Source organism: Acetobacterium sp., from assembly GCF_039830195.1.
Classification (GTDB): Bacteria; Bacillota; Clostridia; order Eubacteriales; family Eubacteriaceae; genus Acetobacterium.
Map to the genome: position 1 here is coordinate 1 of NZ_JBDODG010000035.1, position 26,313 is coordinate 26,313.

The window sequence follows — 26,313 nt, forward strand, 5'->3', positions numbered from 1 at the left end:
TAGCTTCACGCTTCTTTTCAAGAATATCCACCGTATAGGTCTTCTGAAGCAAAGCATCTCCGATGTACTTCTCGTTTCTAAGTATCTGCTTTATATTGCTTTCATGCCATTTTGCATTACCGGCACCGTTTAAAATTCCATCAGCCTCCAGCGACCGTTTGATTTGAAGAAGGCTCCTCCCGCTGATGTACTCCCGGTAGATACGCTTCACCACCTCAGCCTGCTCTGGATCAATGATGAGGTGTCCATCTTCATCCTTGGTGTAGCCCAAAAACCAGTTATGGTTGACCTGGACTTTGCCTTGCTGGTATCGAAACTGTAATCCAAGTTTTACGTTTGCCGATAGAGACTCACTCTCCTGCTGGGCAAGCGATGCCATGATGGTCATCAAGACCTCGCCCTTGGCATCCAGGGTATGGATGTTCTCCTTCTCAAAAAACACTCCGATGTTCTTACTCTTTAAGGCTCTCGTGTAATTCAGGCAATCCACCGTATTTCTGGCAAACCGGCTGATGGACTTGGTAATCACCATATCGATCTGGCCATCATGGCAGTCGTTTATCATACGCTGAAATTCATCACGCTTCTTTGCATTCACACCAGATATACCGTCATCGGCATAAATTCCTGCCAGTACCCAATCAGGATTGCTTTCGATGTATGAAGTGTAATGCTGAATCTGTGCATCGTAGCTGGATTCCTGTTCTTCACTATCCGTACTGACCCGGCAGTAAGCTGCAACTCTGGTTTTCTGCTTCTTATCGGTTGCTTTTTGCGTTCCTACCGTTTTCTTTGCTGGTATGACAGTTACATTGCTGGCAAGTGAAATCATTTTTCCACCTCACTTTCGATCAAGCTGTAAGCGTACTCAGCCTGTTTGAATGGATCGTTGAAAATCTTTCCTGCTTTAGGCATGATAAATTTCGTAGCTGGTCTACATTCTGCTACCGGCTTATCCGGAAAAATTCTGCCCAATTTTCGCTGCCGCTTGAACCGTTCTGCTTCAGCTCTTTCAAAAGTCTCTTGATCGATAATGGCAGGATAATACTTGTCACCAAGGTAGCGTTTATTCTGCAGGATTCTTTTTACACTTGGGTGAGAAATCTTTATCCCCACTGCTTCAGCTGCTGCAACGTAGGCAAGGCCAGACAAGTAGCCCTTGAAAATCCTCCTAACAACAGAGATCTTCAATGTCTCTGTTAATTGTTCTTCTAGATACTTCAAAGGTCTCAGCTAGTTCCGGAGCGGTACTACTTTCCTGCTGCAGCAAAACAGAAAGGATTCCGATTTGTCTGTCTATCTTCATTTCATACTCCTATTTAGAATACTATCACAGCAAACGTGTCAACAGTATGTCATGTTTATCATATCACTTCTGCAAATAAAAAAAAGCCTGCTGTGGTCGCAGATCATCCGGATAGTCCCGCTCCCACAATGGCTACATCACCGCTTCACAATAAGTAATGGCCCAGTTTGCATGGGTTTCTTTACTCTGGGTTTCGATTAATCTCCGCAACGATTGAATGTATGGTGTGTCCCAATCATTAAACATCTTTCTCGTTTTTGACATGTTTATTCAGTCTCGCTTCGCTCTGGTATGCTAAATACTGAAGTGATAAAATCTTTTCAAGATCTGCTTTTCCAGCTTTTATGATTTTCATATTGATCTCCTTCCCGGGTATTGCGGGGATGCTCCAGAAATCTAGTTCACGTGACAAAGGGATAAAATTCAGTCGAACAATTAAATATAGTCCTTTTCAATTGCCATGATGTTATCATAAAGCATGGCATTTACCGGGGTCTTGATCCCATGCTTTTTCCCAAGTGCCACCACCGTTCCGGAGAAAAGTGCTACCTCGCTGGGTCGTTTGGCTTCGATATCCTGCCGCATGGAAGGCTTTCCGGCATCACTCAGGGCATCCACCACGCCCAGCCAGTAGGTGATATCCGCCTCATTGAGCGCAACCCCCTCCTGCTTCGCCACCGGAATGACCTCGGCCATGGCGGCAATCATCAAGTCCCGGGCCTTACCAGGTTTTTTGACACTGCCAAAGTTCTGGCCATAAACTGAAACCACCTGATTAACCCCAACGTTTAGCATAAACTTAGACCAGATTTTACGATCCATCCGGTTATCAATCTGATAGGCGATACCCACCCGATCAAAAAACCGTTTAACCCGCATTACTTTCTCAGCGGGCTGATCATCGGCCCGATTGCCAAAACAGATCATCCCGGCATTGGTATAACTCAGGGCATTGCCTGATTTAAGGGTGTCCATGCCCTGGGCACAAGACCAGATCAGATTTTCTTCTCCATAGGCTTCCCCGATAATGGATTCACTGGTAATCCCATTTAATAACGACAGCATCAGGGTATTCGGCCCGACACACGGCCGGACGGCCTCGATGGCATCGCTTAACCCGTTTATTTTAACCGCAAAAATAATCAGATCAACTTTTTCAGTCTGTTCCGGGGTTTTATAATGAAACCGGCAGGGTACCCCATTACAGGATACGCCGTTATCCTGATAGTTTTTAATCCGCTTTTCATCGGCGATGATGGTCAAATCATCCCCGATCTTTTGGGCAATCTGGGCTCCGAACAGAATACCCAGAGCACCCAAGCCAATGATTGCTACTTTTTTTATTTCCATGATTTCCTCTCTTTTTAACTGCATCAGCTCACATAACACATCAGTCGATAACGGAATGGCTAAGAATGTAAAATTCTTCCTGACTAGGCTGGTATTTTTTCTCCAGGTTTTCTAATCGGCACCAAAGCGCTAGGCTTCTTCTTCATTCCTGATCTTGATTACTTTGTTCATTTTCGGCATATTTACTCCCCTTTTTATTAGCATCGTCAACACAAACTTTTATTATAAGTGATTGATTATCGCCGCGACAAATTTTTCGACACCTTGTTCAATCGTATTGATCAATTGCGCCGGGTTTTCAAAATCAGGTGTGCCTATCAATACGCACTCGGCGATAGCATCCTGATTATTCCCATCATGAAAAACATTGATTTCATCTGAAAGACTATCAAGTATCGCTTGATGGGTCCTGGCAATATCGCGATTCCGCGCCGAAAGCCACACTTCAAAGGATCCTTTTTCATGTAAATATACAATCGCAATTTTTAACCCTTTTTCTTTTAATGGCTTCGTACTGACAGAAAAATAGGACATATCCAGATATCCCTGATAGATGTTGCTGACATCGTAATGTGGATATTTTTTGACAAAGTCTACTCTTAATTTACCGGTAAACGCCAGTATCCCTCTGTACGCAATTTGGATTTCACCCAGCTGCAACTGCTGCGTATACGCCGCTATTTGTTTATTAAGCGTTTTCATCCTTTTGCCTCCAATAAATTTAATTTTTCTATTTTGAATGTATGACCGGCGAAATATTTCTATTTCGGGTTGCTTCACCAAGGAATTTATGCAACGATACGTTACAAAAATTTATAATTCGTCTAGCATTTCAGTAAGCTCCGCATATACTTTAAATTTCTTCCAGAGAATCTGCTTATTTCTCATAACAAGCGACTTTTCGTCATTCTACTCCCAATCCGAAATATTATATTTATTCAATAAGCTTTGTGACAATTTTAGCCCCTCTTCAGTAATTGCTACTGACTTGGAACGATGCTTTCCCTGTCTGATATAATCCTCATCATCCAGTTCATTGATGATATTAAAATCATAGCCTTTCCAGGTTATATCCAGACTCGAGCCAAAACGGTCGCTTTCATTAAACCGTGTTAAATACATCAACACCATTGTCAACTCTTTAATTGCCTGCTCTGGGTTTGTCTTGTTCATATCAAATTTCTCCTTTACCTACACCCTAATAAAATTTGGCCCTTGATCACTCATTTTAACTTTTGCTTCCAGTCGCTACTTAAAGTTTTTGCTTTTCCCGCCTTATCGTTTATACTTTACGGAGTTCATCGACAAATGCTGGCCTTTTTTTATAATAAACGACTAGCTCCTGAATAATCTTGTCCTGATTTTTTTGACCAGCGATCTTTTTGTACTGCTTGATGATTCTGCAAATGCCCTGATAATCTCGCCTGTTTCGGGCCACTCCGGCAGCTCTTTTGATATCGGCTTGATAAATTTCAATGACTTCATCTTTATACTTTTTCTTCAACATCTCGGCATAACTTTCAATACTTTGGGGATTTTCTCTGACATAATCCATGATCGCATCCAAATCTTTAGCCTCGACAATCAGTTTGCAATACAACTCTCTGCCACGCCAGTCTTTAAGGGCTTTTAACTCCTGCTTTAAGCTGTGGTAGAGTTCGGTTTCGTTCCCGGGATTTAATACTTTAAGTTCCTGATAATACTCAAAATTTCCGTCGAAAAACAGTTCTTTCGCCAGCTGCTGCTGTTCCTTCTCCTGATCGAGTCGCTTGTAAGCCATATATCTGATCTTTTTCCATCGGGCGACCAAACCGGCATGATTCCGATCCTTTTTTTCTCCTTCCAATGCCAGCTCAATCACACTCTGGAAATCTTTTTCCTTTGTATATTTATCAATCAGGGCTTGTCTAAACGATGAATACTTGAGATTTTTTCTGATAAATTCTTCAACCTCTGCTTTCGTCCCATACCGACTTTTTATTTCCAACTCGATCCGCAGCAAAGCTTCAACTGTGTATTGCTTATACACATCACCCGATATTTTACCGATCATCGTTTCAATTTTCTGATTTAACTTGTTTCTCAGACTTTCAACATCCGCAAATTCAATAACGATTTTAAGCAGCTCGATTCTGAAATCCTCCCAGCCATCAAAAACGTTCTCATCAGACAGTTTAAGCAACTTCTCAAATAACTCAATTTTTAAACCAATATCAAGATCCGGGTTATTGGTAACAATTGTTGCGATGGTATCGATGGATGCTGATACTAATCCCCCAATGCTACCATCCGAATCATCGGCATATTGAAACGCATCAACCGCCTCAATCAGTAGCATCGATGCAATATCCATACCTAGACAGCGATCTTCGGTATCGTTTGCCGCTTGCAGCAGTTCTTCCATTTCAGCAGCGAATTCATCAGCATCCCTGTATTCAATATAGCCGCTCCGCCCCTGATATTTTCTGACGATCGATTCCATCAGCCTTTGGCATTTTTGTAGTTCCTGTTTCGTATTCCCCTTTGAATATCTCATCATCAGACTATTTTTTAAGATTTCATCCTTTTCTGCCATCTCGATGACAATCGTAATTAATTGTTCTTTTGAGAGTCGATCTAGTGCTTCTGTAAGGAAACTCTGATGAATTGCCCGTTCAATCTTTAGACCTTCACTTTGTCTGTTATCAACAATATCAGCTAGCGCATAAAAAGCCGCCGCCTGATGTTTGCAGATTGGCCCAAAATCATAAGGACAGTCACAACCCGTTTGCATAATTTCGCCCTGATCATCGAATTTAACAAAAACCTGATAGAGTTCAGTTCCTGCTATTATAAACAGATAATCCCGATCTCCCTGCTTGATCACTTTGCTGATTCGTCCCTCGTCATAATAATCATAGCCCCGATCCAGGATCGTCTCGTCGATATAGTTCTCAAAATCGTTGAGTTTCATCGGTCTTCCTCCCTGTCGTTTTAATTTGGCAATTTCTCTGGCTTTATTCAGCTATTCATGAAAATCGATCGATCCAGTCCGAACCAATGTGAAAATTTGCACCGTAGCTATAATCCAACGCTTATCTACTACAACTTATACGGTATCGTTAACGCTTCTTCCAAACTCCAACCCTCTTTTATTCGATCTTTAAAGATATAGCTTTTGATTCCCCAATAAGCACACATATCTTTCTCGGTGTCAAACTTCTTACCCAAATGATCAACTACCGCATTCGGATTTTTACCTTCTAACGCTTCTTCTAATGACCACCCATCCTTTATCCGATCATTAAAAACATACTCCTTAACACCCCAATATAAACACATTTCAGACTTTGTTTTAAAACCCCGGCTTAGGTGATCCTTAATGCTATCCGGTTGTCTACTTTCCAAAGCCTCTTCCAATGTCCAATTTTCAGAAAGTCTATCTTTAAACACATAATACTTAACACCCCAATAGTTACACATCTCTTCTTCTGATTTATAGCCTCTGCCGTTATGGTCTACGACCCTAACCGTTAAACAATCTTCTAAAGACCAATTTAGACTTCTCCGATCAAGAAAAACTGCATAACTGATATTGTATGCTGAACACATCTCTTTAACGCTCTGATAACTCTTTCCTAAATGATCTTTAACCATCTTTAAACCCTCGTTACCAATACCACCGTTTCAACGGTATTACCTTTGTCCCACAAAAGTTCCTGAATTTCATGACCATCTTTATACACTGGAAAGTTAAATGATATAGATTTTAAAGGTACTTCTGCCTCCTTACGAGTATATATCTGGATTTCTTTGATTAATGAAGATACGAGAGCTTTTCTTTCTTCATCGCTTATTCTATGATAGACTTTTTCAAAATTAATCATTAACTTATAAACATTATCCAATGTGATTGCATCACACTCAACAGAATGTCGCCTTAATTTTGCATCTTCAATTTTTTCTTCTAACTCCACAATAATATCATACAGACCATCTAATCGAATAGTCATATCATGCAATTTTCTCTCACGATAACGGGTATCTTCTGGCAGCGTATCAATTTCATTTTCTAACCGAGCTTTATTTAAATCTACCTCTCTTAGCTTAACTTCATAGTTTTTAATCTCTTTATCAATATTTGTTGTATCAATCTGAGTACCAATTCTTGCTTTTACTTCCTTTGCAAATGTTTCATTACTGACCAATTCTCTGATTGCCTCAATAACAATAGGCTCAATGTCCGTTTTCTTAAGCATAGCTTTGTAATCACAATTTCTGCCACGTACCGCTCGATTACGGCTACATACATAATAATATACTTCTTTATATGTACCGTCCTTATTTGTCCATGCATGTTTATTGGTATACATTGGACCGCCACACCCAGGACACTTCAAAATACCTGTCAATAAATGTGCTCGATCCTTACCAACCTTTGACGGCTGTTTTACTCCTGTTTCAATTCTTTTTTCACGAGCCTTATTCCATAATTCTTCACTAATAATAGCTTCATGCTGCCCATCCGCCAAAATATAATCTTCTTGCCTAGTTTGACGATACTCATTTTTTGTCCCTTTCACTTTTTCTCTTGCTCGTCTACCAAAAGCAATTTTTCCACAGTAAACAGGATTGTCTAAAATCATCCTTACAAAATGACCACTCCACTCTTTTAGTGTTCCGTTTTGTCTTTGTATTTTCTTAATACCTTGTAAGTTAAGATATTTTGCTATTCCTCCGTACCCTATATCTGAATTTGCAAATTTATCATATATTAAGCGAATCACCTCTGCTTCTACCTCTTGAATAAATAGCATTTTATCCTTCAAATAGTAGCCATACGGCGCAAAGCCACCATTCCAACCACCTTGCCTAGCTTTTTCCTTGCGACCATTCATGGTCTGTTCAATGATGTTTTCTCTTTCAATTTCAGATACAGCAGAAAGCACTGATATAAGTAGTTTTCCACTTGTCTGTGATGAATCAATCCCTTCTTCAATGCATATTAGATTTATCCCAAAGGATTGCACAAATTCCAATGAATTTAAGATGTCAGCAGCATTTCTTCCAAATCGGGATAGTTTATAGACTAAAATATAATCAATTTGCAAGCCATTTTCAATATCTGACAACATTTTTTTAAAAGCAGGCCTACCTTCAATGGATTTCCCCGACTTTCCGGCATCTTCATAGATGTCCACCACCAACATTTCTTCTCTATCGGCAAAGCATTTTAAGCTGTTTATTTGACCATCCAAACTAAATCCGTCCACCTGCATTTCTGTACTAACACGAGGATATAGAACACATTTCTTCCCTCTCCTATTCATAATCCTACCTCCTGACATAATTTTATAGATGGAAAATATCATTATGTAATGTGCTGTGTAAACTACACAACACAATCTAATTCTTTTAAAAGCTCAGCTCCATGCTTTTCTACCACACTTGCCAATGTGTTCATAAAGGCATTGTATTCTTGAGATTGTAGCTGAAAATCTTTTTCTTTTGGAGCAGCCTTGTTAGTAGTTGTATCTTCTAATACCGTTTTGATATTTTCCATCTGTAAGCACCTCCGTGATTACATTACTCAATTATAAATAGGTTTTAAGTATATGTGAAATGTGTCGATTTCACATGTAAGCTAATATTATGAAAAAAAGGGTATAATTATAGGCCCTTCAATCCTACACTGATTGTGAGAGCCTTGTTGACATAAAAAATTTCTTCCTCACTTATTCTACCAACGTATCTTTTCAACCGCTTTTTGTCTATTGTAATAATCTGTTCTAGCAATATCATTGATGGATCTGATAGTTCGCAAGGATATTTTAATAGGCAATGCGTTGGTAGTCTGGCTTTATAATGACTTTTCCCGGTGATTACAGCTACAATGACCGTCGGACTAAACCGATTGCCTATATTGTTTTGAATCACTAGAACCGGACGATATCCTCTTTGCTCAGAGCCAATCCGATTATTCAAATTAGCATAGAAAATATCCCCACGCACAATGCAGTTATCCATGTTCCCATCTCCTTTCCAAGTAATAGGGAATAACTATATAAGTAAATTCTCAGTAAAATCGGACGGCTGTTGGCACAGCTCCACGGGAGTTTAACCCTATCGGCGGTCTGCCGAAACCCTATCCATTGCCTGCGACGCTTTTAACGCTCGGACTGTGGCTATAAGGGAGTATCATTGTCCCATCTATATGTCATCGCCCGCAAATTGCCACATTTACTTTACCGCTTGATATTGTTCGCTCGCTCTGAAAAGAGGTCATGGCGTATACGCAGCTTGGCTCGATATAAATGGAATGTATCCGTTTTACTTTATACTGCAAAGTCGTTATCTGACCTGCGTTCTTTGTCAAGGAACAGTTTCACCTTAGCAAGAAAACTATAAATGGGAAGAACGAAAGGGGTGCGTACTTCCCTTATTGATTTACCTGTTAAGCGACATTGAAAGTCAAAATTTTGGTGATCAGCTTGGTTTCCAATCTGCGCCTTAATGCCTCATCCACACATAAGTGCGGATTACCGCTTTCATCTAAAAGCTGTCTTGTGGACAATGCAGCAATGTACCCTTCATAATATTTCAGAACAGCATTGATAGCATCCACATCACCACTTGCAGCCAATACAATGACGGGGTAGGAAACTAGAGGATTACCTGTTGTCTTATTACTCATTGGCATCTCCCTCCATAAATTTTTTTAGCCGTTGCAACGCTCTCGTCCTTTGGTACTGGACAGTGGCACGGAGCATATTAAGCTTGTCCCCAATTTCTCGGTCGTTGAGATCAAGGAAGTAGGAAAGCAGAATAATATCTCGTCTTATCTCCGACAAACTCTTCAATGACTCGGCAATGTCCTCATCTGTCACAGCGACATCAAGACCTAAAACATTGAAAATCTGCTCAGTAGCAAAGTATTGATCCTCTGTATAAATCTGCTCCAGTTGCTTTGCCGACAACTCGGAAAAGGATACTTCTCGACTACGCTGTCGTTTCAGCTCATCGTAGTAGTCTCTTGCCTCGTGCTTTAGTATCTTCTTGCAGAAACTGTCAAAGGCATGTTTTTTGCTTTGTTCGTGGTTATTGAGTTTCACATTCTCACCCCCTTTCGGGCGGTGACTCCGCGGTTCCCCTTTCGCCACTATTACGGTGAGAATCTTAAAATTGCAAAACTCAAAATTACTTTTTTGAAAAAAACTTATACAAAACGCAAAAATGCCCGACTGAAAATACAGTCGGACATAAATAGAGCTATTTACCTTTATTTGTTGATGTGTGTGTTCATATTCGCCGCCATAATATCCCGTTGACAAGTAAAGGGCTTTTTTAACAAGATACTACTAATTATCGAATTGTGTCGAAATAAAATGAACACGACGCTACCTCCCAAAGATACCGCCATATCCTTAAAAAGGGCGACTTTATTATCCCCCCGTAATTCTATTCTTGAAAAGAAAACAGCGGCTTTGCATTCGTTGCCATAAAAAAATAAAGAGCCAATAACTGTGATTTTACTCATAGTTATTGGCTCTGCGACCTTGCAACTGGCACTTTTTATTCATTTGTTTCATTGTATTTACTAGCCAACTGTCCACAAGCCGCCTTAATATTTCTGCCATGAGAAATTCTCATTGTAACTTCAAGCCCAGCTCGTTCCAACTGCTGTTTGAATACAGCCATTTCCTGTTTTACTGGCTTTTTAATTTGCGTATTACTTGTAGGATTGTATTCAAGTAGATTGAGCATGACATTTTTGCCACGGAACCAATTTGCTAGTTGCCTCACATCAGAAGGTCGGTCATTTATTCCAGGTATAATCAAATACGCAAACACGACTTTTCGATTATGCCGTTTGGCGTAAGACAATGCTCCATCGACAACATCGCTGATTTGCGATAGGTGCATATTGGGAATAATACGATTTCTTACAACCTGTGTTGTTGCGTGCAGAGATATTGTCAGTTGAATTTTCAGATGTTCCTCACGCAATTTTTTTAATTGTTTAACCGGACCAACGGTTGATACAGTGATGCCGTCCGTGGGAAAATTCATACCGTTTCTATCCCGTAGAATGTGAATTGCCTTTATAAAGTTGTCATAGTTGAATAGCGGCTCTCCCATACCCATAAAAATGATACGGTTTACCTTTCGCCGTAGTAGTATAACTTGCTGAACGATTTCTGCTGGTGTCAGATTACGAACAAATCCATTCCGCCCAGATTCGCAAAAAATACAACCAACGGAACAGCCGACTTGTGTACTCACGCAAACCGTTCCGCCACCTCGACGTTTAATAAAAACTGTTTCAATGTATTTGCCATCCAACAGTTCATAAACATATTTTTCGGTATCACCATCCTTGTATACTGTTTTTAGCGACATATTTAGGTATTCTTTTTTTGGTGAATGCTTATATAGTGACGAGTATAAATTTTTCGCTTCTCTCTCACCAATGACTTCCACCATTTCTTTGTAGGTAAATCCATATGGAGCACTCCAAATATCTACAGGATTATGTTTTTGTAAATTTTTCATTTTCCAAGTCCTTTCTCCGCAAAGGGTAAAATATAAGCTCTGCGACTTAGCGACTGGCACTTTTGATTACAATTTTCAGTTCTTCTACATCTATAATGTGTATTTTTTTGCATTTGGGGCAAAAAAGAGGAAAATCTTTCAATAATGTATTCTTAAATATTTGAACACGAGTTTTTCCATTGCAAACTGGACACACAATCCAATACTTTTCATTCACTAACTTCACTTCCTTATCAATTGATTTTTTTAATGGAATATAAAAAAGGCAATAAAAAATGCAGGTCAATTCTCAATGTGAGCATTGACCTGCATATATAGTGCGAGTATTAACACAACAAACATAGGTATAATTTTATAAATTATACCTAAACAAAAATTACTTGTTTGCTATTCATACATTCGCAAAATAGGCATGACAAAAAAAGCTCACATAAAAATGGAAACTGCTTCTTTTATTGCCTATATTTTTAAATGTAATCGTAGCTCATAAGTAATTACTCCTCTTCCTCTAAATTTATACTCATTATATACAAAAAATGGTGTTCCGTCAACCTCCACCAATAACCAATATGATCTATTGCAATCATCACTATGATATGTACAATCATATCCAAACCAAAATTCGAACAGTAAAATGTAGTAGGGTGAAATAATTATGATACGTAAAGTTGAAAAATATGATTTTAAGGCTTTCGGCCAAGCCATAAAAGCTGCAAGAAAAGAAAAAGGATTGTCAAGAAATCAATTAGCAGATCAAATAGGTATTGCTCCTCGATATATTGCGTCCATTGAAAACAGTGGACAACATCCAAGCTTACAAATCTTTTATGAACTTGTCACTCTTTTAGATGTATCGGTAGATCAATTCTTTTTTCCAAAAAAAGATATATATAAATCTACGCAACGCAGACAAATTGAAAGCTTACTTGATGATATAAGCGACATAGGATTGCGAATTGTTGCCGCCACAGCAAAAGAGATTAAGGAAGTCGAAACAGGGAACGAATGAATGTCTAATACACAATCGAGTTTAGATTGAAAAACGTTGCATCCAATATTGCTTTGCAGCGTTTTTTCTTATCTCTGTCACCAAGGTATTCACTCTTCTGTCTATAATAATAAAGTAACGTGGCAAGCAGGGCAAGGTGGTACACACCTTGCATTTTTGCTTGTTGGGGAGTATCCCCAATCCCCATTGAACACACAATAACTTGTGTGGCTACGCTCCCTTTGGGAGCTAAAAAAACACAGGAAAGATTATCTCTGTTCCTGTGTCTTTTCTTTTTCTTTCTTTACCATATCCCGACCTAAAAGATGGTCAACATTTGCCTTTGCAGTTAGTACATTCTGCATTTCTTTTTTTGCTGAATGGTAATTTGCATAAGCTTTTTTCTTTTCAGAAAGCAGTACAGAATATTCCGCTTGCAGAGCCTTAACAGTGGGCAATTTCTTACTGTCTAATTTATCAAAAGCCGCCTTTGCTGCTTTATGCAAAAGCAAATCCACAGTATGCTCTTCATAGAATTTCTTAGAGTATCCTGCTTTACGATAAGCAGTATAAACCTCACGGGTTTTGGAATAGTTGATGATATGAGCTTTAAGGTTTCCTATCTCCTTCATACGCTTTTCAGCAGCTTTAATTTGAGCCGATAATTGATTGAAATTATCTGTAACAGCCTGTGCCTTTTTCTCCAAATCTTCATAGGAAAGCAGATTTTTTTCCGTTAGAAAATTAATTGTCTGTGCCATCTGTTTTAGATTGAAAATCTTTGCCCACCGTTCATAACCAGCACCTTTTCCAGCCTGCAATTTTGCTTGTATATCTACTAAAAGGTTGACATGAAATTGCGGTTTTTCACTTACTTTTTTTCTATCAGCAAAAGGCCTTTTCCCATCAATAACATTCTTGATTTCTTCCTCAGAAAATCCTTTTCCCAAAGAACGCAGGCGAATGAATTTCTTTTGATTTTCACTCTTAAAACTGACATGTTTTCCTGTCTTGATTTCATAGCCTGCCAGTTTCATTTCTGATAAAAACGCTTCAAAATCGGTAGGCTTTTTTCTAAGAATTTCATCTATAGCAAGCCTTAATTTTCCGGAATGGGAAACAGGCTTCTTATCCCCAAGCCATTTGCCATAATGGTTTTTTCCTCGCTTTGGATTTTCAATAATAGATAATCCATTTTCAAGACAAATACGGTCAGATATTTTACGGATAGCTCTGCCCGAACCTAAGAAATCACGAAATTTTTTGGTGCAGTCCAGTGAGGTAGAATTAAAAATTATATGGTTATGAATGTGAGCCTTATCTATGTGAGTAGCAACAAAAAAAGCATGATTACCTTTTGTAAACCGCATACCCAATTCATAGCCCACTTGATTAGCAAGTTCCGGTGTAATTTCCCTCGGTTTAAAAGACTGGCGTATCTGATAAGCTATCACATCGTTTTTTTGTTCTCTGCCTGTAATGTCGGAGTAAATTCTCTTAGATAAAAGAAATTCTCCTTGTACAGTTTTGGGGTCACACTCATAAGAACTAATATATTCACCATCATTTGTTTTGTCAGGATTTTTTGCATAATCTGTACGATCTGCAAGACAGTCAGCAATGGACTTCCCTTTATTTTGGTGCATAGAAATTAAACGTGTAGTTGCTATGAAAAACACCTCCTCATAACATGAAAAAGAGCTACCACATGGTAACTCTTAATGTAAATTATTTATATTAAAGTGCATTTGTTTGGTAAATCCAAATTAAAACAGCTTCTGTGGCTTTTAATGCCATGAAAGCATCTTCGAGCGTTACATCTTCAAAATCAACAGTTGCATCGGATACATTACCTTCATTTATATGTGCTCCTAATGCACAAGTGAATGAATATAGTTTATATATAAAATTAAATCTTGGATACTGGTATCGTGCGTTAACATCAGGGCTATTAGCATTATAATTATATTCACCTATTTTATTAGCCTGTACATTTATGATGTTTTTATCCTTATAACAAACTTTTTTAAGTCCATCTAACCATTTTCTTTGTTCGTCTTTTTTGTAAGTAAAAATACCTGTTATTATATTCCTGCAATGGCTAATACAAGCTGCATCATCGCTATTGCTATATGCTTTAATTGCATCAGTATAACTCATTGCAATATTAGGGTATTTTAATGACAACCACTGCATCAAAATTGAATTATCAAAATCTTTTTCAGTTATGCTACCTGTAAAAGGAAGAACACACAATCCTTCTTCGTCAAAACATATATCTAATGCTAATATATTAAAATTATTTCTTAGTAGTTTGAAATTCTTATTACTATATTTATTTAAAAGTATGTTTTTCTCAGGTAATTCTACTTTTTTTAAGTATTCGTCTATATACATATCCTTGATTTTAGGAACTTCTTTTTTTATTTCTTTTTCAATATTTTCGATAAATACGTTGAATATGGATATTTTTTCTGTAATATTATTAAAAAGTTTCAATAGTTCCTCTCTGTTATACTCTAATTCTTTAAATGACTCATGAAGTCCATTATAACATTTCTCATTATGGTATAAGTTTTTATCATCTGATCCGTATCCATATACCTCTACTATTGTTGTAAATTGTGGTGCTCTACTCTCATATAATTCTGATAGCCCTGCATTATTAAAAATTTTCTTCCAAATGTCAACTTGTGGTATTATTAAATTTGTACTAGATAAAATATCTGCTATTTTGGAAATAGCTATTTTCTGTAATGTATCCATAAAAATCCCTCCATATTGTACTTAATTAATAATTAAGTAAATTATAACTGTGCTATATAAAAATAGCAACAATCGAAAAATAACAGGAGTACCAACACAGCACAAGGGTCGAGATAAACGGCTTTGCCGCCCTTGTTCTATGCTAGCACTCCTGCTTTGTGGCAAGTAAGGGGAAAAGCCTAAAAGTGCTTTCGCCCCTTTCATCATTAAATAGATTTTAACCGTTCATTGACTGCCTGTAGTTTTCCGATAAGCCCTCCAGCAAGCAAAGGTATTCCATAAGGACTAATGAGATAGGCAAATACCATTGCTTTTAATCCGTCCTGTGCTTCGCCTAAGAAAATCATAATGCCTAGTGCTAAGGTAAATAGAAGCAATGCCAAGATCGAAAGCAGCATTGTCCCAAACAGACATATAAACTCACAAATCAGCAACATAACGCTAAATAGCAAGGTAATTGGAAATAAAATTATCTTTAGCAGTATTCTCATGGTACAGACCTCCTTTTCATTGCAATCCTCTCTTATAAAAAAAGCATATCAAAATCCGAAAAAGTAGTCCATGATACCAATATTTATATTGCAGCAAGGCGGGAGAGAATTTCCCCCGCCATATCCCATAACTTATCATAGCTTTTTTGTAAGTCTTCCAAATCTTCACCGTAGATATGTCCTGTTTCATGAACTCGTTTGGTAAGCTGATTAAGATTGTTACTTGTGCGTCTCAGGAGTGTAACAAGTTCACGAATATCAGATAAGTCAAGCTGTATCACATAACCGTCCACTGCCATTTTACGAAGATATGCTCCCATATTTTTTGTGCCAAGCTGTGCCATCTTTTCATCTATAAATTTTCGTTCCTGCTCTGATACCATAAAATGTAACTGTATATCCCTTTTTCGCTTCGCCATTACCGAACCTCCACATATTTGTTTTGCTTTTCCTTGGTTGCTATACCTGCAGTTGCGGGCTGCTTTAGGCTATCTAATACCGATGGTCGTTCTTTTTTAGAAACTTGCCTGTCAGCCTGCTCCTTTGGCATAGAAACACCCATGTTTAGCTCAGCATCAAGAATCGCAAGACGGGAAACCTTGTCTTTTAATTCCTGCTCCTGCGGAAACGGTTTGCCAACCTCAGACTTGGCTGCCTCTTGCTGTTTATATAGATTATCAAGTTGATCCGTAACGGCTTTTAATCTATCAGGCATAGCAGTAAGGACATTGTCAATCCGGGTAAGATTTCCTCTTGCGTCCATACCCAGCTTTGTGGCATGACTCATTGCTCCCTTTAATGTAAGCTGAAATTCATTGTAAAAGCCGTCATAAGATAGGTGTATGGTAAAGCCTCGATAACTGCCGATTTCTACAGGTTCTTTACCTTTTATCTCTTTGCAAGCCTCAAGTAGACCAGCTCCCGCATTTTCTTTATCTATCAATATGTTGCCTTTAATTATCATCGGCAAAAAAGCACCTTCAACAGGCGTATTCTCAGCAAGTGTCTTTAAATCTTGCTCAAATCCTTTAATAAAGCCTTTGTTCTTCTCAATGTTTTCAGGAAAGTATTTCAAAAGGTTATCTTCCAGTCGATACTGGTTACTTTGGTGGCTTGCTTTTAAAAGTTTGAGCTTTGACACCTCAATATCCAGATCCATTTTTTCCTTGATCTTTGGATTGCCGGCACAAAGAGCCTTGATTTCCGCATAGGACAACGCTGCCTCATCTACGTCCTCACAGGAACGGACAGGACTTTTGGATGTCATTATCTGCGAAATAAATTTCTGCTTATTTTCTACTGTCTGCCATAAATATGCGTCAAAAGTTGCCTCTGTCACATAGCGATAAATATTCACTTCCTCGTTTAAATTTCCTTGTCGTTCAATTCTTCCGGAACGCTGGGTCAAATCCCCTGGGCGCCACGGGCAGTCAAGGTCATGGAGAGCCACAAGACGATCTTGGATATTGGTGCCCGCACCGCATTTCGCTGTACTCCCAATTAGTACACGGACATCACCACTACGCACTTTGGCAAATAACTCTTTCTTCCTAACTTCAGTATTTGCCTCATGAATAAAAGCTACTTCATGGGCAGGTACACCTTTTTTAACCAGTTTATCGCGTATATCATCATAAACATTGAATGTAACGATATAATCAGCTTCCTCCTGAGCTAATATGTCCTCCAAAGCATAAAGCTCCGTACCATTAATCGTTTTGTTTCCTGCTTCTGCTACCCTTTGCTCCTGAGTTGTTCTTCCTTTTGGTGTAGAAATATCACAGAATACAAGTTGTGTCAGCTTTTCCGATGTACCTTTATCCCAAATACGGTAAATATTATCGACACAAGCATTTACTTTGCTGCTTTCATCATCTGGAAGAAGTGCATTAATGATCCGCTGGTCAAGCCCCAACTTCCGTCCGTCAGAAGTTATTTTTAACATATTGTCAACAGAAGGGTCCACTTTATTTGCTTGAACTTCGGCGGCTCTCTCCGATAAATCCTTAACCATTTCCTGTTGTATTTCCGTAGGCTTTACTGCAATAGTATGGTAGTAGGTTTTTGGGGTAGGCAAATTTAACTGGTCGGCTGTCTTAATATCAGCAACCTCTTTGAACATTGCCATAAGTTCGGGCAGATTAAAGAACTTTGAAAACCTTGTTCTTGCCCGATACCCTGTCCCTTCAGGAGCAAGCTCAATAGCTGTCACCGTTTCTCCAAATGTGCTTGCCCAACTATCAAAGTGAACAAGTCCGTTACGCTGGAGCGTAGAGTATTGTAGATACCGCATCATGGTATAAAGCTCTGTCATGGAGTTTGAAACAGGCGTACCTGTAGCAAAAACAATGCCTCTTCCCCCAGTCAACTCATCCATATAACGGCATTTCATAAACATATCACTGGACTTTTGGGCATCGGTGGTAGACAGTCCTGCCACATTACGCATTTTCGTATATAGAAACAGATTTTTGTAATTGTGTGCTTCATCTACATAAAGCCTATCAACCCCAAGCTGTTCAAAGGTTACAACATCATCTTTCCTTTCCTGTGATTTTAGTTTTTCAAGCCTTTGCTCTAATCCTTTTTTAGTCCGTTCCAGCTGCTTGACGGTAAACTTTTCTCCGCCGCTTGCCTTGACTTCCCCAATACCATCTATAATTTCATCAATCTGCTCACGAAGCAGTCGTTCCTGGCGTTCAAAGGACATGGGAATACGCTCAAACTGGCTGTGTCCAATAATAACCACATCATAATCGCCTGTGGCTATCCTCGCACAAAATTTCTTTCTGTTCTTTGTTTCAAAATCTTTTTTCGTAGCTACCAAAATATTAGCGGCAGGGTAAAGTCTTAAAAACTCACTTGCCCATTGCTCGGTTAAGTGGTTTGGTACAGCAAAGAGAGGCTTTTGGCAAAAACCAAGCCGTTTGCTTTCCATTGCAGCGGCTACCATTTCAAAGGTCTTACCTGCCCCTACCTCATGGGCAAGCAATGTATTATCTCCATAAAGAATATGTGCAATGGCATTGACTTGATGAGGACGAAGTGATATTTCTGGGTTAATCCCCACAAAGTTGATATGCTGTCCATCATATTCACGGGGACGAATAGAATTAAATTTTTCATTGTAGGTTCTTACTAAGTTCTGCCTTCTGTTGGCATCCTTCCAAATCCAATCTCTAAATTCGTCCTTGATTGCCTGTTGTTTTTGTTGTGCCAAAGTGGTTGCATCTTTATTCAGAACACGCCTTTCCTTACCATCTGGATCTGTCACAGTATCATAGATACGCACATCACGAAGATTTAAGGTATCCTCTAAAATACGGTAGGCATTGGCACGGTCTGTACCATAAGTGACATACGCTGCCACGTTATTATACCCAATGGCATTTTTATTGGTAATACTCCATTCAGCGGTAAAAGCTGCGTATTTTACCTCAATTTGCACTTGCTGCCTGTAAGGAGTATCAAACAAATCATACATAAACTGCTGAATGTATTCCTTGTCAATCCAAGTCGCCCCAAGACGGACATCAATTTCAGAGGCATCAAGGTCTTTTGGCTGGGCAGCCTCTAAAGCCTCCACATTAGGAATGTATCTGTCCGATGTTTGTGCCGCCAGTTTAGCAGTATGCAGCTTTTCCCTTACATTTCCGGAAAGATACTCATCAGCAGTTACATAGCGTGTAGGCGTGCTACTGTCATAAGGCGTGGGAACAGGGAAAATAACGCCCCTTAAATCACCAGCAAGCTGTTCTTCTGAAAGACCTGTCAGCCTTCCCATATACTCCATATCAACCTTTGCTTTTTCAGAGATGGATAGTGCCAGTGCTTCACTTGCTGTATCTACAGAATTTACAGCCACACGTTTTTTGATAGTACGTTTGGTAAACATATCAGCTTTGGCTTTTAAATTTCCGTTTTCGTCCACATCTTCAAGAGAGCAAAGGAGATAATAAGAGTTGTCATCACTAAAGGCAAGGCTATTCCAACGGCTATTAATCAAGCCGTACTTTGCCGTAAAGCTATCATAAAGTCTATTTAGAGTTTCCTGCTCCTGCTTAATGGTTTCTTCGCTGTAATCTTCAAGCTGATAACAGATAAGATTGTTCACACAATCCCTAATGTCTACCATTCCCATAATGCGTTCCTTTGCTGTTTGGCTCAAATTCTGCTTTACCATACGGGAATTTTCACGATAATAAACTTCATCATCTACGAGGGTATAGGAAAAGTTCTTTACCATAGGGTCGGCAGGAATTGCAGTATCGGTGCTGACCTCCATATCGGGCAGCGCTGTTTCGGATATGCTGCCTTCAATGTTTTGGATAGCAAATTTTAGCTGTTCTGCAAGGTCGCCATCAGGAATTGGTATGCAGGTACTTTCCATTCCAAACGGACCGCTTTTCATTTCCATTGTTCCCAAAATCATTTCAGGGTGGTCGGGAAAATAGCTGTTTAGAACAATGCCGTCCTCGTTTGTATTAAGGTGAATCCAATCTCCATCCACATCAATGGGTCTATCACGCTTTTGTAGAAAGATAATGTCACTTGTAACTTCTGTTCCTGCATTTTTTAGAAAAGCATTGTTAGGAAGTCTAATTGCACCAAGTAGTTCTGCTCTCTGTGCAAGATACCGACGAACATCAGTACTTTGTTTATCCATCGTTCCCTTTGAGGTAACAAAAGCTACCACACCTCCTGGGCGAACTTTATCTAACGCCTTTGCAAAGAAATGATCGTGAATAAGAAAATTGTTGTTGTTATACCTTTTCTCACTTAATTTGTAGTTTCCAAAGGGTACATTTCCGATAGCAAGGTCAAAAAAATTGTCGGGAAGTTCTGTTTTTTCAAAACCAGCAATGGCGATGTTAGCATTAGGATAAAGCTGTTTTGCAATCCTTCCCGTAATACTATCTAGTTCAATACCATATAGGCGGGAACTTTTCATACTATCAGGGAGCATACCGAAAAAATGTCCCGTTCCACAGGCAGGCTCTAAAATATTGCCTGTGGTAAATCCCATATTCTCTACTGCATCATAAATAGCTTTGATGACCACAGGGCTTGTATAGTGGGCATTGAGGGTGGATGCCCTTGCCATTTTGTACTCTTCTTCAGACAACAAAGATTTTAACTGTGCATACTCATTGCTAAAACTACTGTTATCCTTCTCAAAAACTTCAGGCAAACCGCCCCAGCCAACATAATGAGATAGGATTTCCTGTTCCTCTTTTGTAGCGATGCGGTGCTCTCTTTCTATAGTCTGCAAGGTTGTAATCGCAGATATATTTCCTACAAGCTTCTCACGCTTACTGCCTTCGCCTATATGGTCATTTGTAATTCGGAAGTTCTCTGCCTTTTCCTGTGAGACTTCAGATTGAGGGTAACGTTCCAAAAGCCTTAAAAACCTCTCTTTGCTTTCTGCTCTAAGGATTGGATAAAAAAGAGATGGATCAAGCAAGGTAACTTGATAATCTGTGATTTCCTCAATTAAAAAAGGCGTACCGTTTTCAAGATAGACGGTATCGCCCTTTTCAAATGGGATCATTTTATTTTCTGCCTGTTCTTCGGCTTGATGTTCTTTTTCATCTACTGAAAGAGAGGGAACAGGCTGTGTTTCTACAAGTCCTGCTTTCTCTCTTTTCATTTGGTTAAATCGTTCCTTTTCTTCAGCCGTCAGATAACGATCAGCGGAAATCAGATAATCAATACGCTTAGACACTTTATTCCAATTTAATAGTAGTTTATCATCACTATCTCTGCGGCTGTATAAAATTCCTTTTCCATCATGCTGCTGATTGCTGTTGTCTGCTCCGGAAAGCGCATGACTTCTCCCTCCTGTTCCATATTCATTTTTCAAAAAATCATCTTTTTCTTTTGGAGTATGAGGTTGTGTAAAGTAATCATAAATACGATATTTCCCGTCTTGAAAACTACTTCCTCTTGCAAGTTCCTTATCAACTTCATCTTGTGTGATGAACATTTTTAGATCAGAATGATTAGATATTGTAGAAGTAAAATCTCGTCTAGGCAAATTCAACTCCATAAAATCCAAAAGTAATTTTTGTGGTTTATGAAAATGAAAGCGTAAAAGTTCCCTGTCCTTCTGGTAAGCAACGGTAAATTTCCCCAATGCATCTATGAGAGAATTTGTCTTTTGGGGGTCATTTAACTGTTCTGCAATATAGCTAGTAGCATGGGGGAAACCGCCCTTAAAAAGTTCCTCGTCAAAAAAAGCTTCTCCTGCTTCATCAGAAAAATCCTGATGTAGATACCAAAGCCTTTTTGCAAGCTCTAGCTTTTCATATCCTTCTGCCGCATCCAAAGTATCTTGAGGAACAAATTGTCCATCCCTTAACAGTTCCTCGATTCTATTCGCCACATCTGCCCAACTAATCACTTGCTTAGGATGGGCATAGAGGGCCGTATCTCCTTTTGCAAGATGAATACCCTCTGTATGAAACCATACAGATACCTTTTCTTCATCAAGATAAAGTCCTTTTCCACCTTGATATTCCTTCTGCAAAAAATCAGCTTTTTCTTCTAGTGTTTTGTCCTTTTGATAAAAAGTAACAATCCGTAGCAAACTGTCATTCCTATTACTCCCTGTTCTCAAAATGTTATCAATCTCTTTTTGTGGCATAGAAAAAGCGGAGATATGAAAAGGCTTATCAAGCCTATCCTTCTCCGCTATATTTTGTATTTGCTCCTGCTCCGTGGGGAACATAGTTAGCTGTATATAAGTTCCGTCAGTAAGATTTCCTCCGCCTGTGCTTTGAGGTTGTTCATGTAGCCTACCCATTCCATCTGATGCGTCATCTTGTCGGGTGGTACCTGTGTTTTCTGTAGATTCGTCATAATCTGTGTGAGCCTCCTGTTGGCTGTCTGGTCGATCTCCAACAGGTGAGGAAACAGTTTCTCCGACAGGAGAAGGGAATGAAACAGGGGTGTCCTGTGTGCCTGAAGATATTGTTTCCTCATTCTCCCATATTTGCCCAAGGGACTCTGATCCTTGCTGACTGTTGAATGTGTTAATGTGAGGTCGGGTATTAGATAATCCCCGTTCCTGCTGTAAGTGATTTCGCTCATTTTACTTACTCCTTTCACGTTCCGTTTTAATAATGGTAATAGAGATTTGCCTAAATATTTGCTCCGATTGTTCGCTTACTGCCGTTCCTAACAGGGCAACGGCGTCGGCAGTGTTAAAGTCATAAATACTTGAAAAATCATCATGTGCAAAATATCCTTCTGTATCCAGTCCACACCGTTTCATTAAAGTGTATGCGGTGCTAACAGTAGCAGCATCTTCAAAAGCTAATCTTAGATTGTCCTCATCGTATTCCTCTAAAAAGCTGTTTTCTATAAGGTAACGAATATCGGCTTTGTGATTATTATAATACTCTTTGGACATATTTCTTGCAATGTTATAAAAAGCATCAGCAAGGGTAATATCCTCTGCTCCATATCTGTCCATTAACATTTCCAAAACCGGTTCTTTATGATACTCCTGCATTTCCCAAAGAAAAGGGCGACGGGAATTTTCCCTGCCGCCTGTATCAGAAACATCAAAAACATATTTTAATTTTAGTGTATCGCCTGTGGGGTTAAGCAGCGCAATTCCCTTTGAACCACGGCGAACATATCGATTCATCGTATTGTTCCACAAGTCATATTCCGCACAAGCCGTTGCATCGGGTCTTTGTGCGTAAATCATGAGCTGTTCATGATAGGGGTATTTATACAGCCGTCCTATCGTGATAAGAAAACTTGTCCAGTTTTCAATACTGCTTGTTACCCTTTTTGCTGTTTCCTCTGCTAGTTCTGACAACAATTGCAATTTTGTAGGCATAACGCTCCTCCTTATTTTTCAAAGCAAAAAGCAACGCCATCAAGAAAGACAGCGTTGCCCATTAAATGCATTATTTCATTTTGATTTTAATCGAAAATAAATTACTATCATTAAGAAACTTCTGCTACAACAATTTCTACTTCTTCTTCAATTAAATTGTCCACCCTACAAATTTTTTTCCCTATGCCATTTAATGAAGTTCCCATAATAAATCCTTTTACATTTTCCACACAAATCCAAAATCTGTCATGAATATCTTCTCTATCTCTGTGTTCTAATTCTATACCAATTGTATTTAAATAACGGCAAACACTACTAAATAGTTCAATATTTAATTTGGCTTTTGGAATATAAGTAATTATTTTTCTCGAATGACTTGCCTCTAAAATATTTTGAATCATTCTTTCATAATTTGAATCGCTATTTTTAGGGAATAGATATGGATCAGTTATAATTAAAGTGTTATTAGCTGGTGTTAAATTATTTAAATAAGTAACAATGTATGCTTCGTAATCTGTATAATTATCTGGAATAAGAACATCTTCTGTCAAATAAATACATTTACTATATAATCTCGTTTGTATATTTTCATAATCTAATCTTGCTTTTATTTCTTCCACTCTTAAATTACACTTCTTATGGGCAAATTCAATTATTTTCCGTTCTATTGCTAATAATCTATCTAACTCCCCGTTAATATCAACTGGATAGATAAAAGTATAAGCAATATAAGAGTTATTAATAATAAAAATTCCGTACTTTTCTAATTCTTCTTTTTTAGAAAAACCTTGAACCACTTTAACATTTTGATTATCCAAGTAATTAAATAGTAATGTCAATCGCCCGTCTCCCATTCTATCACTTGGATCATCAATTAAATCAATGATTGAATAATATCTTTTTATTTTTTCTTCCATTTCTCCTCCAAATATATTAATCTAAGTAATTTTACCTGTCATATTTCTAATTTTGTTTGCATTTAAAATGCTATCACAAAGATAGTTCAATCGCAACAAGTACTATTCAAAATCCGCAACCAATTCTATTACTATATTGTCAAACTCATTGTCGCTCATGGTACTCAGCTTCCTTACAACAGACTCTGTAAGCTCTAGAAGCTCAGTTTCGTCTTGTTCTAAATGCCTCTGCATTTCAGACAGCTCAGTAATCAAATCTGCCCTCGTGCCACTATGATAGATACACATTAAATTGGTTTCTTCTACAGTAAATTTGATCATAATCACCGCTCCATTTCCGCCCCCATTTTAGGTGCTGTTTTTTGTTGTTCCTTGGTTACAGATGCTTTGGTTTTAAGCTGCTCAACCAGGGAAGTTCGCTTATCCTTTTTTTCTTCTTTTAATGGAGGGACGGGATCTAAACCTGAAATCTGCCTCCCTGTCTTTACGGTCTGTTCAAGTTCTACCACTGCAGGCTGATTGTTGATAATACCGTCAATCTGATTATAATTTTGCTCCGTAGACTTTTCGGCGGTTTCTAAATAGTTTTTTTGAGGAAGAAAGTTAGGCTGTTCAGTAAAACCAAAGCTGTCTACGTAATGGAAGGATAGCCTACCAGTTACTTTTAGAGCAACCATGTCACTGACAGATAGGGAATGTCCTCTAAAGTCGGTAGGGTGGTTAATGTTAAACTGTTCATAGAGCCTGTTAAGGGTTTGGCTTTGGCTTCCCTTAAAATCGATCAGAGGTGCAGTATAAACCATCTCATAATTATCATGCTCTACAGAAAGTCCTGCCTTTTGTAATCGCTCCAACCCTTCAAAACGATAATCCCTCAATTCTTCACCGTTTTTTAGCTGATAAATAGCAAAAGAATCGGCAGGGCTGTCTAAAAACCTTTGCTCCAGCTCTGATATAGAAAACTTTTCAGCCTCTTTCATTACCTCATAGTCTTTAAAAGCAATCCAAACGGTATACTTTATGCCAAAAATACCGTCATGATTAGTTATATCTTCTCTATCAAATGCCATCGCCTCGGTATTGTCCTCATAAAGTAGATATACCGTTAAGTCTTGTTCAAACAGTTCTGCAGCACGTTCCCTTGATAAGGGCAACATCTCATCATCAAAATAACCATAGGCATTGCGGTCTGAAATGCTTATATCAGGGTCACGCAAAGGATAGGTATGCTCTTGTATTGGCACATTTAAATCAGAGTGTTGCTCCTTTGCAACCTTTGAAAAATTATAGTTAGTTTCCTCATTCAGAACTGATGTCGTGATACTATAGGCTCCTGTGGCTTCCAGTATGCCTTGAGCTTTAAAGGAATAGTGTTCATGCTGATTGATGCCGTTTATAATTAGATGGTCTACAACTTGAATGCCTAACAGATTTCCGGTATCTTTAAGGCGTTGTGTAATGCTAATATCCTCTTTACTGGGATGTAGATCTCCCGATGGGTGATTATGACAGAGAATCACGGAATTTGCCTTATTGATGATTGCATTCCTAAAAACTTCTCTAGGGTGTACGATAGAACTGTTAATAGTTCCAACGGATACAACTTCATGGTCGATGACACGATTCTTGGTGTTGAGAAATGCCACTACAAAGGCTTCCTTATCGTGAATTTTATCCATCACTGAATGAAAAAAGTCGGATGCTTTTTCTGGCGAATTGATTATAGGTTTTCGAGGGTTAATGGCATTACTCATTCGGTACAGATCGAGAAAAGCTTGATGCTTTTCCCGTTGAACTGGAGTGGCAAGGAGCTGTGCGGCATTGTCCACCAATGCATTTAATCCCTTTCTTTCGGCATACTCTATGGCATCATCCTCTTTTACGCCGATAATTCTAGAAAATGCTTGAATATAACGAAGCTCATCATTGGTTGTCATCTTCATCCACCTCCTGTCTCTTTGCCAAATCCATGAGCAAGAACAAATCATTTAGCTTTTCAGCATCCTCTACTTTAGTGACATATTCCTTAGGATTTTCACGCAGCTCTAATATGTCCACGGTGTTCACTTCTATGTCTAAAAGTATCTTAATAAAATTTTTGATACTCATGA

At 38.7% G+C, this 26,313-nt stretch carries 26 protein-coding genes and 1 pseudogene; 1 reads left to right on the plus strand and 26 read right to left on the minus strand.

All coding sequences use genetic code 11. The annotated features are described in order from the left end of the window. From ABGU93_RS10935 to ABGU93_RS11005, 15 genes and pseudogenes are all read right to left on the minus strand, one after another. Positions 1-832 (minus strand): recombinase family protein (locus ABGU93_RS10935; RefSeq protein ID WP_347413493.1); only part of this gene is annotated, 832 nt, incomplete at its 3' end. After that, the gene (locus tag ABGU93_RS10940) at positions 829-1,224 is read right to left on the minus strand and encodes a recombinase family protein (protein WP_347413494.1); all 396 of its coding nucleotides are present in this window, start codon (positions 1,222-1,224) and stop codon (positions 829-831) included. The genes ABGU93_RS10935 and ABGU93_RS10940, both read right to left, overlap by 4 nt. After that, positions 1,178-1,306: pseudogene (locus tag ABGU93_RS10945) on the minus strand (HTH domain-containing protein); the annotation flags it as partial. The gene ABGU93_RS10940 and the pseudogene ABGU93_RS10945, both read right to left, overlap by 47 nt. A 435-nt stretch (positions 1,307-1,741) precedes the next feature. Then, positions 1,742-2,656 (minus strand): ketopantoate reductase family protein, encoded by a 915-nt coding sequence (locus tag ABGU93_RS10950; RefSeq protein ID WP_347413495.1) that lies wholly within the window; start codon positions 2,654-2,656, stop codon positions 1,742-1,744. Positions 2,657-2,878: 222 nt separating this feature from the next. Beyond that, positions 2,879-3,358, minus strand: coding sequence for a hypothetical protein (locus tag ABGU93_RS10955; protein ID WP_347413496.1), 480 nt, complete (start codon positions 3,356-3,358; stop codon positions 2,879-2,881). Between the two features lie 207 nt (positions 3,359-3,565). Beyond that, positions 3,566-3,829, minus strand: coding sequence for a DUF6429 family protein (locus tag ABGU93_RS10960; protein ID WP_347413497.1), 264 nt, complete (start codon positions 3,827-3,829; stop codon positions 3,566-3,568). A 109-nt stretch (positions 3,830-3,938) separates the two neighbouring features. Further along, the gene (locus ABGU93_RS10965; protein WP_347413498.1) at positions 3,939-5,609 is read right to left on the minus strand and encodes an SWIM zinc finger family protein; all 1,671 of its coding nucleotides are present in this window, start codon (positions 5,607-5,609) and stop codon (positions 3,939-3,941) included. A gap of 128 nt (positions 5,610-5,737) precedes the next feature. Further along, on the minus strand, positions 5,738-6,292 hold the full coding sequence (locus ABGU93_RS10970) for a hypothetical protein (RefSeq protein WP_347413499.1): 555 nt from the start codon (positions 6,290-6,292) through the stop codon (positions 5,738-5,740). A 2-nt stretch (positions 6,293-6,294) separates the two neighbouring features. Further along, the gene (locus ABGU93_RS10975; RefSeq protein ID WP_347413500.1) at positions 6,295-7,965 is read right to left on the minus strand and encodes a recombinase family protein; all 1,671 of its coding nucleotides are present in this window, start codon (positions 7,963-7,965) and stop codon (positions 6,295-6,297) included. 62 nt (positions 7,966-8,027) lie between these two features. After that, on the minus strand, positions 8,028-8,198 hold the full coding sequence (locus ABGU93_RS10980) for a hypothetical protein (protein WP_263992343.1): 171 nt from the start codon (positions 8,196-8,198) through the stop codon (positions 8,028-8,030). 107 nt (positions 8,199-8,305) lie between these two features. Then, entirely contained in the window at positions 8,306-8,662 is a 357-nt protein-coding gene (locus ABGU93_RS10985) for a type II toxin-antitoxin system PemK/MazF family toxin (protein WP_263992344.1), read from the minus strand. 427 nt (positions 8,663-9,089) lie between these two features. Continuing rightward, positions 9,090-9,329 (minus strand): helix-turn-helix domain-containing protein, encoded by a 240-nt coding sequence (locus tag ABGU93_RS10990; protein WP_263992345.1) that lies wholly within the window; start codon positions 9,327-9,329, stop codon positions 9,090-9,092. Then, a complete protein-coding gene (locus ABGU93_RS10995) occupies positions 9,322-9,747 on the minus strand; it encodes a sigma-70 family RNA polymerase sigma factor (RefSeq protein WP_263992346.1) in 426 nt (141 codons plus the stop codon). The genes ABGU93_RS10990 and ABGU93_RS10995 overlap by 8 nt, the downstream gene beginning before the upstream one ends. A 460-nt stretch (positions 9,748-10,207) precedes the next feature. Then, positions 10,208-11,188: a 23S rRNA (adenine(2503)-C(2))-methyltransferase RlmN gene (gene rlmN / locus ABGU93_RS11000; protein ID WP_263992347.1), complete on the minus strand. Its 981-nt coding sequence runs from the start codon at positions 11,186-11,188 to the stop codon at positions 10,208-10,210. A 46-nt stretch (positions 11,189-11,234) separates the two neighbouring features. Further along, positions 11,235-11,405, minus strand: coding sequence for a cysteine-rich KTR domain-containing protein (locus tag ABGU93_RS11005; protein WP_263992348.1), 171 nt, complete (start codon positions 11,403-11,405; stop codon positions 11,235-11,237). A 438-nt stretch (positions 11,406-11,843) separates the two neighbouring features. Here ABGU93_RS11005 and ABGU93_RS11010 point away from each other — a divergent pair, with 438 nt between their 5' ends. Continuing rightward, the gene (locus tag ABGU93_RS11010) at positions 11,844-12,197 is read left to right on the plus strand and encodes a helix-turn-helix transcriptional regulator (protein WP_347413501.1); all 354 of its coding nucleotides are present in this window, start codon (positions 11,844-11,846) and stop codon (positions 12,195-12,197) included. A 248-nt stretch (positions 12,198-12,445) separates the two neighbouring features. Here the strand turns inward: ABGU93_RS11010 and ABGU93_RS11015 are convergent, their stop codons facing one another. The 11 genes from ABGU93_RS11015 to ABGU93_RS11065 form a co-directional block, all read right to left on the minus strand. After that, complete coding sequence (locus ABGU93_RS11015; protein WP_347413599.1) at positions 12,446-13,846, minus strand: relaxase/mobilization nuclease domain-containing protein; 1,401 nt, start codon at positions 13,844-13,846, stop codon at positions 12,446-12,448. Between the two features lie 67 nt (positions 13,847-13,913). Beyond that, positions 13,914-14,942: a hypothetical protein gene (locus ABGU93_RS11020; RefSeq protein WP_347413502.1), complete on the minus strand. Its 1,029-nt coding sequence runs from the start codon at positions 14,940-14,942 to the stop codon at positions 13,914-13,916. 206 nt (positions 14,943-15,148) lie between these two features. Next, positions 15,149-15,433 (minus strand): CD1845 family protein, encoded by a 285-nt coding sequence (locus ABGU93_RS11025; protein ID WP_347413503.1) that lies wholly within the window; start codon positions 15,431-15,433, stop codon positions 15,149-15,151. 83 nt (positions 15,434-15,516) lie between these two features. After that, entirely contained in the window at positions 15,517-15,852 is a 336-nt protein-coding gene (gene mobC, locus ABGU93_RS11030; protein ID WP_347413504.1) for a plasmid mobilization relaxosome protein MobC, read from the minus strand. Continuing rightward, the gene (locus tag ABGU93_RS11035; protein WP_347413505.1) at positions 15,852-22,238 is read right to left on the minus strand and encodes an SNF2-related protein; all 6,387 of its coding nucleotides are present in this window, start codon (positions 22,236-22,238) and stop codon (positions 15,852-15,854) included. Before ABGU93_RS11035 ends, mobC begins: the two co-directional genes overlap by 1 nt. Next, on the minus strand, positions 22,166-22,525 hold the full coding sequence (locus ABGU93_RS11040; protein ID WP_347413506.1) for a TnpV protein: 360 nt from the start codon (positions 22,523-22,525) through the stop codon (positions 22,166-22,168). Before ABGU93_RS11040 ends, ABGU93_RS11035 begins: the two co-directional genes overlap by 73 nt. 1 nt (position 22,526) lies before the next feature. Further along, positions 22,527-23,285: a hypothetical protein gene (locus tag ABGU93_RS11045; protein WP_347413507.1), complete on the minus strand. Its 759-nt coding sequence runs from the start codon at positions 23,283-23,285 to the stop codon at positions 22,527-22,529. A 110-nt stretch (positions 23,286-23,395) separates the two neighbouring features. Then, the gene (locus ABGU93_RS11050; RefSeq protein WP_347413508.1) at positions 23,396-24,202 is read right to left on the minus strand and encodes a hypothetical protein; all 807 of its coding nucleotides are present in this window, start codon (positions 24,200-24,202) and stop codon (positions 23,396-23,398) included. 102 nt (positions 24,203-24,304) lie between these two features. After that, positions 24,305-24,523, minus strand: coding sequence for a transposon-transfer assisting family protein (locus tag ABGU93_RS11055; protein WP_347413509.1), 219 nt, complete (start codon positions 24,521-24,523; stop codon positions 24,305-24,307). Between the two features lie 2 nt (positions 24,524-24,525). Beyond that, positions 24,526-26,139, minus strand: a complete 1,614-nt coding sequence (gene radC, locus ABGU93_RS11060; protein ID WP_347413510.1) for a DNA repair protein RadC — start codon at positions 26,137-26,139, stop codon at positions 24,526-24,528. Next, the gene (locus tag ABGU93_RS11065) at positions 26,126-26,311 is read right to left on the minus strand and encodes a hypothetical protein (protein WP_347413511.1); all 186 of its coding nucleotides are present in this window, start codon (positions 26,309-26,311) and stop codon (positions 26,126-26,128) included. Before ABGU93_RS11065 ends, radC begins: the two co-directional genes overlap by 14 nt. Between the last annotated feature and the right edge of the window lie 2 nt (positions 26,312-26,313).